The following is a 9,987-nucleotide window of genomic DNA, read 5'->3' as shown; positions in this document are numbered from 1 at the left end:
TATCTATTGTTGGGATTTTTGGCGGTTCCGGTAATTGATTAGCGCAATCATCTTTTCATCAGAGCCGCTGCCGGATTGTACAACGACATCGCGCGCCTTTAACGCGCGGCCGTCGGCGGCCCTGACCGTAATAGGCGGGAGCGGCTGCAAGTTTTCTTTGTCCAAAAGACGCATGCGAGGTCCGGCGGGGTTTGGCGCGTGTTTTTCGCCCCAATCCATCAGCGAGAGCAAGACCGGGTGAAGATCCAGCCCTTTTTCGGTCAGTATATATTCATTGGCCCGCCCATCCGTCTCGCTGCTCTGGCGTTGCAGGATGCCATCTCGTGTCAGCGAGCGCAGACGGGCGCTTAAAACGGTCGGTGAAATTTCAAGGTGGGTCTGGAAATCGTCGAAACGCTTTATGCCATGAAAGGCGTCGCGAATGATCAGCAGGGTCCACCATTCCCCGATCTGGCCAAGGGTCTGGGCGACACTGCAATCGAATTTTTTTAAGTCAGTTCTGCTCATCGGGTCCGGGACCGGAAATTTTCTGCCCACGAGGGCGAATTGAAATGAAAAAATTCTTAACAAATTTATTGCGGCGCATGGAATCACCTCATATAACTACAGTTACAGTAGCCAACTGGAGGTATCCATGCAAACAAGAATAACAAAATTATTTGGTATCCAGCATCCGATCATACAGGGCGGTATGCATTATGTCGGTTTTGCCGAACTGGCGGCGGCAGTGTCGAACGCCGGCGGTCTCGGGATCATAACCGGGCTGACACAAAAGACGCCCGCCGATCTGGCGAACGAGATTGCCCGTTGCAAAGACATGACCGACAAGCCGTTCGGGGTAAACCTGACGTTTCTGCCGAGCTTCACCGCGCCGCCGTATCTTGAATATATTGATGCGATTATCAAGGGCGGCGTCAAGATCGTCGAGACAGCGGGTCGTAGTCCTGAAGCTTACCTGCCGCCGATGAAGGACGCAGGGATCAAGATCATCCATAAATGCACCTCGGTCCGCCATTCCTTGAAAGCCGAGAAAATCGGCTGTGACGCCGTCAGCGTTGACGGCTTCGAATGCGGTGGCCATCCGGGAGAGGATGACATCCCGAATATGATTCTGCTGCCGCGCGCAGCGGAAGAACTAACGGTTCCGTTCGTTGCATCCGGCGGGATAGGCAATGCCCAGCAACTTGTCGCAGCACTGGCGTTGGGAGCTGAGGGGATCAATATGGGAACGCGGTTTATGGTGACCAAGGAAGCCCCTGTCCACCAGAATGTCAAGGACGCCATCATGGCGGCGAGCGAGCTTGACACTAAATTGATCATGCGCCCTTTGCGCAATACCGAACGCGTGCTGAACAATGAAGCCGTTGAAAAAGTTCTTGAAATAGAGCGGGAAAAAGGCGCAAACACCAAAATTGAAGATATTGTCGATCTGGTTGGCGGTGTTTATCCGAAGGTCATGCAGGAGGGAAGGATGCAAGTCGGTGCTTGGAGCTGTGGCATGGTCGCGGGCCTCATCCATGACAACCCGACCTGTAAGGAACTCATCGACCGGATTATGGGCGAGGCGGAAGATATTATCAAAGGTCGTTTGCAAACGTTATTGTCGGCATAGCCGCACCAGCGGCGAAGCAGTCTTTACCCGCCTGGTGGTGTGAATCGTCAGCCTATCTTCCTTTCCAGACGGGCTCTCTCTTTTCGACGAACGCCCGGCGGGCTTCCTTGCTGTCCTCAGATGCGAACGCGAGCGAAACCGCATCAAGTGCCGTTGCCGGAACCTGCTTGAAACTCATGTCTTCCATCCGGAAGATAAGCTCACGGGCACTTTTCAGGGCGACAGGAGACATTTTCGCAATTTTCTGGGCGAGCTTGATGCTTTCCGATCGCAAATCATCGAACTCGACCACCCGTGTTATCAAGCCATGCCGGTCCGCCTCTTCTGCGGAAATCGGCTCGCCGGTGAAGATCAGCTCCGCGGCCTTCATGCGCCCGATAAGCCGCTGCAAATGCCAGACATGCATACCGGGAGGTGCGGCGATATTGGGAACGCCAGGGTAGCCGAATTTTGCCTCTTTCGACGCCAGGACCATATCACAGGCAAAGGCAAGCGTACAGGCCCCCTCCATAGCAAATCCATGAACCGCCGCGATGATGGGCTTGGAGAGCGCCCGGACCCGGTCGATCATCTCGACATAAAACAGGCTTAGAAATTCCTTCATTTCAATCGGTCCGTAGGTATCAAGAACCTTCAGATCAACGCCGCCGGACAATCCCCTGCCTTTACCCGACAAGATTATGACCTTTACCTTCTTATCATCGTTCGCCTGTTCGAGCGCCCGGAAATATTCGAGCGTCATTTCCGTGGTAATGAGATTTACCGGAGGGTTATCGAGCATGATTTCCGCGATACCATCATGGGCGGAATATTGCAGAAGAGAATAGGCGGGATCTGTCATTTTATGGATCACTTTTATTATTTTATGACGAATTCGAGTGTGGTTGAATTTTGCGCTGGATCAAGTTTTTATCATACCGCAAGGTGAAAGTGATATAGATTTTACAACAGACAAAAGAAAAATAAAAAGAGGAAAAAATGAACACTCATGATTTTACTGCCCTTCTTGAGCAATTTTCCGATGCTGCCGAAGCTGGAGATGGTGCGGCATTTGCCGCCTGCTTCACCGAGGACGCCGTGTATCATGACTATGTTTACGGCGATCATCAGGGCCGGATCGAAATCGCACATATGATGGAGGATCAGTTTCATCGTGACGCGGGCGATGACTATCGCTGGGAAATGTTTGATCCGATGTGTGAAGACGATCTCGCCTATGCGTGGTCGCTGTCGAGCTTTATCTCCACCGTGCCTGAGTTCGCTGGTAAAAAAGTGGTCATCGACGGCATGAGCAGGTTCAAGTTGCGAGATGGCCTGATTGCCGATTATCGAGAGTCGGTAAATGGCGGGGTCGCGATGGCCCAACTTGGCGTTCAGCCCGACCGGCTAGCAAAAGTGTGCGCAAAATGGGCGAAAATGCTCATTGCCGAGCCAAGATGCACTGAATTTCTCGCTCGCGGAAAAGGATCCGGTCGGTTGCGGGGTGGATCGGCGTGAAACGGAGGTCGGCGATGACTACTTCTTCCTCCTCCTCCCCTAACTCATCCCAGGACATTCCAAAAGGGATTCCCTACCGACCGTTGTTCCTGACCCTCGCGATGCAGACACTGGCGACGATGGCGGCCTTTTCCGCGCCGACCCTTGCGCCCGCAATCGTCGGCGATCTCCAGGTTGATGGCAACATGATCGGTTATTTTGTTTCCACGGTCTATGGCATCGGTATTTTCTCAGCCCTCCTGTCGCCGGATTTCATCCTGAAATATGGGGCTGTGCGAGTTGGCCAGTTCGTCATGCTCGGAACGGTTGCCATGCTTGCTATCGGCGGGTCGGACGGGATTACGGGGCTTGCCATTTGTGCGGTCGTTCTTGGCGTCGGATATGGTGCAACCGCGCCTGTTTCCACGCATCTTCTTATCCCGCGAACGCGCCCGAACGTCCTTAATCTTGTTTTCTCCATTCGCCAGATCGGCGTCCCGTTAGGAGGTGTGCTTGGCGCTTTGATGCTCCCGGTTCTTGCCGTCAGTTTTGGCTGGCGGATTGCTTTTTATGTTCAGATCATTCCGTCCATCCTTTTGATTGCGTATCTGCAATTATACAGGGCGACCTGGGATGCAGATCGCAAACCCGATCACAAATTGTTCAAGTTTGAAAGCCTGCGTCCTCTCTATTTACTGCGCGATAGTAAATTGATGAGAATTCTTGCCCTCGCCAGTTTCAGCTATGCGGGCATTCAGCTCTGTTTTATTGGGTTTATGACGGTCCATTTGACTACAAAAACCGGACTGAACCTGGTAATGGCGGGGCAGGCGCTTGCGTTCTACCAGATTGCTGGCGTGGCCAGTCGGCCACTTTGGGGTTTGCTCGCGGATAAATATATCTCGGCGATCCGATTGCTCGGACTTCTTGGTTTTGTCATGGCATTGGCGGCCCTGGCAGCGGGGCAGTTTTCTGATATCTGGTCAATCTGGGCCATCCTTCCCGTCTGCGCCATCGCCGGGGCCACGGCGAGTGGTTTCACCGGGATCGCCTATGGCGCCTACGCCTACTATGGAGGAAAATACCGGACGGAGGCAACGGCTCTGGGTTCTAGCGCCATGTTCACCGGTGTTCTGATCCTGCCGACAATCTTCGGACTGATTGTCGGCGATCTCGGCGCCTACTGGGAATCGTACAGCATCCTTGCGGTGATCGCTGTCGCCACCGGGACAATGCTGGTCACAGTGAAAATACCATCGCCTGAAAGTTCAGACTGAGACCGAGGCGATCAAGAGGACGAACCTGGTATGAAATTAAATTATTTTATGCTTCCAAAAAGGGACTGACGTCCGCTAACCTGCGGCAATTCATAATAATAATAAAAGGAAAATAAAGATGGACATAGTTGGGTTGGGTCTGCATTTCGAGGAACTAACGGTTGGCCGCACATTCAAGACCATAGGCCGGACGATCACAGAGCCGGATATCGTCAATTTCATCAACTGCACCGGCATGACCGAGGTTATTTTCACCGACACCGAATATGTCAGGGAACATTCCGATATCAAGGGGCGGGTGGCGCCGGGTGCGCTCGCCTACACGATCGCCGAGGGGTTGCTGGTTCAATCGACCATGCAGCACACGGGGCTTGCCTTCCTGAATATGGAGTTGAATATACTCGGGCCCGTCGTGGCGGGCGATACCATTCATGTGGAATGCGAAGTGATCGAAGCGCGTCTGACCTCCAAGAAAACCCGTGGACTGGTTCGGACCCGCAATAAAATCGTTAATCAGAAGGGTGAAACTGTGATTGAGTATACCCCGCTCAGAATGATCAAATGCCTTGATCCGAAGTGAAGCGAGCTGTCAGGTGCCGCAGTCAGGTTAAAGTATCAAGCCGCCATCAACCACGATCGTTTGCCCGGTAATATAACTGGCAAGGGGGGACGCCAGAAACAGGGCGGCACCGGCAATGTCGTCCGGTGTGCCGAGCCGTCCTTGCGGGATATTTTTTATTGCGGCCTCGCGCCGTTCCGGATTCTCCGTTGTGACCTTTGTCAGTTTTGTGTCGACCAGGCCGGGAGCAACCCCATTCACACGAATCCCGCCACTCGCCCAAGCCTGACCCAGCGTGCGTGTCAGGCCGACCGCCCCGGTTTTAGAGGCGCTGTAGGCCGGATTGCCGCGGGTTGCGTGGTACCCGGCAGTGGAGCTGATAATCGTTATGTTTCCGCTGGAGGTCTCCAGCATGTCACGGAATTTCATGCAACAGGCCATGAGACTGTTAAGATTAACATCCATCACGGTCATCCATCCTGGCATCTCGAACTCGCCGCGCCGGTATATCACTGTCCCCTGTGACAGAATGAGGATATCCAGTGAGGTGAAGGGCGGGTTGTAATCGGCAATGGCCTGAAAGTCCGACACGTCCATTCGGTCATAGTCAAGCCCGGCCAAATCAGAGCCATCTTCCCCCTCATATTCTGCAGAATTTAATCGTGTCCCCCAAATATAGACATTGGCCCCCCGCTGTCTGAACGCCTGGGCGATGCCGTTTCCGATACCGCTGGAGCCGCCAACGATAAGGGCTGTTTTTCCGGAAAAATCTAGATCAGTCACCAATTTCCTCGTTTGTTTTTTACATCATATCATTGCATCCGCTTCCACGGGATCAAATTGTGTCGTCATAAAGGACAATTTACGGGATACCCTGAAACCGAATAAAACTGTAGTCAAAGCAGTTATTTGTATAGAGTTTATGGCACATCTAGAAGGATGCAAAAATATGAGCCTGCCGACGGTCACCGCAGCGGAAATTTTCCTGCGCTATGAAGAGATCAGGCCACGCTTGCCTTCCAGCCAATTCCCCGTGAGTTCACGGCATGTAGCCAATCTCGGTGACCTGATGGGTGAAATTGATGTTTTCCTGCTCGATGCCTTTGGCGTATTGAATGTCGGCGAGCGGGCAATTCCTGGCGCTGTTGAACGGCTCGCCAGTTTGAGGCAGGCCGGTAAAAAAATATTTGTCGTTACCAATAGTGCCGCTTTCACTGCCGAAAAGGCGCTGGCGAAATATCATTCTCTTGGATTTGAATTGACGCAGGACCAGGTTATTTCAAGCCGGGATGCGGCTCTTTCTGCGCTTGACGATTTCCCGGCCGTTAAGAGTTGGGGTGTGGCGGCAATGCGGGGGTCAGGACTTGAAACCATTCCAGCTGAGACGCGGCTGCTTGAGGAGGATCAGGCGGTATATGATGCCGTTCACGGATTTCTGTTCTTGAGCGCCGCGGAATGGACCCCCAAGCGGCAGGAATTGCTGCTTTGCTCGCTCCGTCAAAACCCTCGCCCCTTGCTTGTTGGTAACCCTGATCTGGTCGCCCCTCGGGAATATGGCCTGTCGCGGGAACCCGGCTTCTTTGCCCATGAAATTGCGGACCAGATTGCGATTAACCCGGTTTTCTACGGTAAGCCCTTTGCCGCCGTCTTTGCCAGGGCACTCGGGATCCATGGCATCCACGGGATTCCCACTCATCGGATCGCCATGGTCGGTGATACGCTGCACACGGATATTCTGGGTGGGGCCGCCGCCGGACTGCGGACGGTTCTGGTGACGGACCACGGCCTTTTAAAGGATGAAAATGTACCGGACCTGATCCGGCAGTCTGGTATCGTTCCCGATTTTATTGCGAAGACAACATAAGGCTTTAGCCAGGAGTTCCTGCTCGGGCGGAAAGCGCTGTGGAAATCAACGCCATTCCGGCAAACAGCATATTGATGCCGACCAGCAGCCCGATTGCCCAACTAGCTGTCCCAGGCCAGCCGCTCCAGATCATGTAGGCCAGAACCAGATCGACGATGCCGCTGAGTAACGTCCAGACCCAGCTTCGTAAATGGGTTCTGAACTGCAGGGCAACCACGACGGAGACTATTCCTTGAACAATAAAAATGGCAATCAAGACCATGGTTAACGTCAATACCCCCTGCAATGGCTGGAGTATAAGAAGAAGGCCAAGAACGATTGCAAGAAGCGCGGCCAGCGCCGACCAGAGCGTTCCGGGAAGAGTGCGGCTGCGGAAGATTGTCAGCCCGCGAACAATACCGCCGATAAAAAACAACCAGCCGACAAAGATTGCAACAACCACGGTCGCAACTTGCGGAAGAACGATTGCCATGACTCCGAGAACGCCCAAAACTATTCCCTGAAAAAGGAAAAATTTCCAATGCTTCGAAAATTCGGCCGCCATGTTCCGGCGAAGTTCAGTCATCTCCGGTGGTATGCCGTCACTCATATCAACCTCCTGTAGGATTTAACGCGGGTATTTCCCGGAGTATAAGGTTTGGGCAGTGCAAATCAAAGAGCTAATCCCGTTGATTTTAGGTGCGGTTCAGTCGAGCTTAATTGTGCGAAGCCTCAAGGCATTGGAGATTACCGAGACAGATGAAAGGCTCATGGCAGCGGCCGCAATCATCGGCGAGAGCAGCGTTCCGGTGAATGGATAAAGTATTCCAGCGGCAATCGGCACGCCCGCCGCGTTATAGATAAAGGCAAAAAACAGGTTCTGCTTGATATTCCGGATCGTGCCCTGAGCCAGTTTCCGTGCCCGGACAATTCCATTCAGATCCCCTTTGATCAAGGTAATCCCCGCACTTTCCATGGCAACATCGGCGCCGGTTCCCATGGCAATTCCAACATCCGCTGCGGCAAGGGCAGGGGCATCATTGACCCCGTCTCCCGCCATTGCGATGAGATGGCCTTGATCCCGAAGTTCGTCAATCAAAACCTTTTTATCGGCTGGCAGAACGCCTGCTCGCACCTCGTCGATACCAAGTCTGCCGGCAACGGCCTTGGCGGTTCGTTCATTATCACCGGTTGCCATGATGATTTTGAAGCCTGCTTCATGCAAAGCCTTAATCGCCTGTTCGGTCGTTTTCTTGATCGGGTCCGCGACGGCAACCACACCCGCAGCCATGCCGTCAAGCGCGACATACATCGCCGTCTTGCCGTCATCCTGCAATTTCGTCACACGCGCCTCAAGATCAGAAATATCGACGCCTTTGTCGAGCATCATTGCCCGGTTGCCGAGAATAACGCCCTTTCCGGCGACGTTCCCTTCGACACCCTTGCCCGTAATGGAGTTGAAATCCGTCGCATTTTCTATGGAAATACCGCGCGACTTCGCGCCGTTTACAATCGCTTCGGCAAGGGGATGCTCCGATCCATTTTCAAGGGCGGCGGCGGCAGATAGCAAATCAGCCTCGCTGATGCTTCCCAAGCAGAGTACGTCTGTCAACTTGGGCTTCCCTTCTGTCAGAGTGCCGGTTTTGTCGACAACAAGCACATCGACTTTTGCAAAGCGTTCCAGCGCCTCGGCATCACGAATAAGAACGCCCGCAAGCGCGCCCCGGCCCGTCGCGGTCATGATTGACATCGGTGTTGCAAGACCGAGGGCGCAGGGGCAGGCGATGATGAGAACCGAGACGGCGGCGACTATTGCATGCACCAACGAAGGAGCCGGGCCAATCGCTGCCCAAATCAGAAAGGCAAGGATGGCTGCGAGTATAACAGCGGGCACAAACCATGCAGCGACCCTATCAGCAAGCCCTTGAATGGGTGCGCGAGAGCGTTGAGCGGAGGCGACCATCTCGACGATTTTTGAGAGCATCATATCCTCGCCGACATTATCCGCCCGCATGACGAGGGCACCGTTGCCATTGAGGGTTCCCCCAGTGACGGCATCACCCTCTGCCTTTTCCACGGCCAGCGGTTCGCCGCTGATCATGCTTTCATCGACAGAGGAATGGCCTTCGAGGACAGAGCCATCGACGGGGATTGTCTCGCCGGGGCGGACGCGGATCTTGTCGCCTTCGAGGATATTCTCAAGCGGGACATCATTCTCGCTGCCGTCCGGATTTATGCGCCGCGCAGTTTTTGGCGCGAGGTCGAGCAATGACCGGATTGCCGATCCCGTCCTTTCGCGAGCCCGTAATTCAAGTATCTGTCCCAGAAAGATGAGAGCGATAATGACAGCGGCGGCTTCGAAATAAACGGGAACGGTCCCGGCCTCTGTCTGGAAGGAAGGCGGAAACACGCCGGGAAGAAACGTGGCAATAACGCTATACCCGTAGGCTGCCCCGACACCGAGGGTAATCAATGTCCACATATTCGGGCTGCGGTTCAGAATGGACGCCCAGCCGCGTTTGAAAAACGGGATTGCTGCCCAGAGGACAACAGGCGTTGCGAGCGCGAATTCAATCCAGGGGCTTATCTTAGGGCCGATCCATGCCTCAAATGGCAGTCCGACCATTCCGCCCATGGTGAGGACCAGCAAGGGCAGAGCGAAAACCACACTGACCCAAAATCTGCGCGTGAAATCAATCAGCTCCTCGTTTGGCTGCTCTTCTCCCGTCGGCGCCCCCATCGGTTCAAGAGCCATGCCGCAAATCGGGCAGTCACCGGGTTTATCCTGTATAATCTCGGGATGCATCGGGCAGGTATATTGTGCGGCTTTGGGGGCCGAGCGTTGCTTTTTCTTGTGACTACCGCTTACGTAAAAATGCGGATCCGATGCAAACCTGTCATGGCATTTCTGTGAACAAAAATGATAGGTTGTCCCGTCATGATCATGGCTCGGTTTGTTCTGTCCCAGCGCGACCGACATACCGCAAACCGGATCCGTCGCCGTTGCAGCTGTACTCGCTGCGGTGCCCTTCTTATTGTCTGACATATTCATCACGGGACCTCCGGAAATTAACGGAATTTATTGACAATCATTCAAGATGGGCGGGGCAACGGTGTTTTGCGGCTCCTCACGACTATATATGGGGAAAGTTACAATATTCAAATAACATACTCCGTATTCCCACAAACCGTGCCCGTCAGGCGGGAAGAAAAAAATACG

The 9,987-nt window shown here is 53.7% G+C and carries 10 protein-coding genes; 5 read left to right on the top strand and 5 right to left on the bottom strand.

Annotation, left to right across the window (positions count from 1 at the left end; genetic code table 11):
* Positions 1-3 precede the first annotated feature (3 nt).
* A complete protein-coding gene (locus ACESNI_RS12680) occupies positions 4-507 on the bottom strand; it encodes a winged helix-turn-helix transcriptional regulator (RefSeq protein ID WP_373087329.1) in 504 nt (167 codons plus the stop codon).
* Between the two features lie 127 nt (positions 508-634).
* Here ACESNI_RS12680 and ACESNI_RS12675 point away from each other — a divergent pair, with 127 nt between their 5' ends.
* Positions 635-1,612 (top strand): NAD(P)H-dependent flavin oxidoreductase, encoded by a 978-nt coding sequence (locus tag ACESNI_RS12675; RefSeq protein ID WP_373087326.1) that lies wholly within the window; start codon positions 635-637, stop codon positions 1,610-1,612.
* 52 nt (positions 1,613-1,664) lie between these two features.
* Here ACESNI_RS12675 and ACESNI_RS12670 read toward each other — a convergent pair whose 3' ends face one another.
* Positions 1,665-2,453, bottom strand: coding sequence for an enoyl-CoA hydratase/isomerase family protein (locus tag ACESNI_RS12670; RefSeq protein WP_373087324.1), 789 nt, complete (start codon positions 2,451-2,453; stop codon positions 1,665-1,667).
* A 137-nt stretch (positions 2,454-2,590) separates the two neighbouring features.
* Here ACESNI_RS12670 and ACESNI_RS12665 point away from each other — a divergent pair, with 137 nt between their 5' ends.
* The 3 genes from ACESNI_RS12665 (at position 2,591) to ACESNI_RS12655 (ending at position 4,945) form a co-directional block, all read left to right on the top strand.
* The gene (locus ACESNI_RS12665; RefSeq protein WP_373087321.1) at positions 2,591-3,109 is read left to right on the top strand and encodes a nuclear transport factor 2 family protein; all 519 of its coding nucleotides are present in this window, start codon (positions 2,591-2,593) and stop codon (positions 3,107-3,109) included.
* Positions 3,110-3,123: 14 nt separating this feature from the next.
* Positions 3,124-4,365, top strand: coding sequence for an MFS transporter (locus tag ACESNI_RS12660; protein WP_373087318.1), 1,242 nt, complete (start codon positions 3,124-3,126; stop codon positions 4,363-4,365).
* 118 nt (positions 4,366-4,483) lie between these two features.
* Positions 4,484-4,945, top strand: a complete 462-nt coding sequence (locus ACESNI_RS12655) for a MaoC family dehydratase (protein ID WP_373087315.1) — start codon at positions 4,484-4,486, stop codon at positions 4,943-4,945.
* Between the two features lie 27 nt (positions 4,946-4,972).
* Here the strand turns inward: ACESNI_RS12655 and ACESNI_RS12650 are convergent, their stop codons facing one another.
* Entirely contained in the window at positions 4,973-5,707 is a 735-nt protein-coding gene (locus ACESNI_RS12650; protein WP_373087312.1) for an SDR family NAD(P)-dependent oxidoreductase, read from the bottom strand.
* Between the two features lie 166 nt (positions 5,708-5,873).
* On the opposite strand from ACESNI_RS12650, the gene ACESNI_RS12645 reads away from it, so the two are divergent.
* On the top strand, positions 5,874-6,788 hold the full coding sequence (locus ACESNI_RS12645) for an HAD-IIA family hydrolase (RefSeq protein WP_373087310.1): 915 nt from the start codon (positions 5,874-5,876) through the stop codon (positions 6,786-6,788).
* A gap of 4 nt (positions 6,789-6,792) precedes the next feature.
* Here the strand turns inward: ACESNI_RS12645 and ACESNI_RS12640 are convergent, their stop codons facing one another.
* Positions 6,793-7,377 carry an HdeD family acid-resistance protein gene (locus ACESNI_RS12640; RefSeq protein WP_373087308.1) on the bottom strand — a complete coding sequence of 195 codons (585 nt, stop codon included), beginning with the start codon at positions 7,375-7,377 and terminating at the stop codon, positions 6,793-6,795.
* A 96-nt stretch (positions 7,378-7,473) separates the two neighbouring features.
* On the bottom strand, positions 7,474-9,819 hold the full coding sequence (locus ACESNI_RS12635; RefSeq protein WP_373087305.1) for a heavy metal translocating P-type ATPase: 2,346 nt from the start codon (positions 9,817-9,819) through the stop codon (positions 7,474-7,476).
* Positions 9,820-9,987 lie beyond the last annotated feature (168 nt).

Source organism: Sneathiella sp. (genome assembly GCF_041689005.1).
GTDB lineage: Bacteria > Pseudomonadota > Alphaproteobacteria > Sneathiellales > Sneathiellaceae > Sneathiella.
The sequence above is the reverse complement of the archived record's forward strand: the minus strand, read 5'-3'. Positions and strand labels throughout refer to the sequence as shown.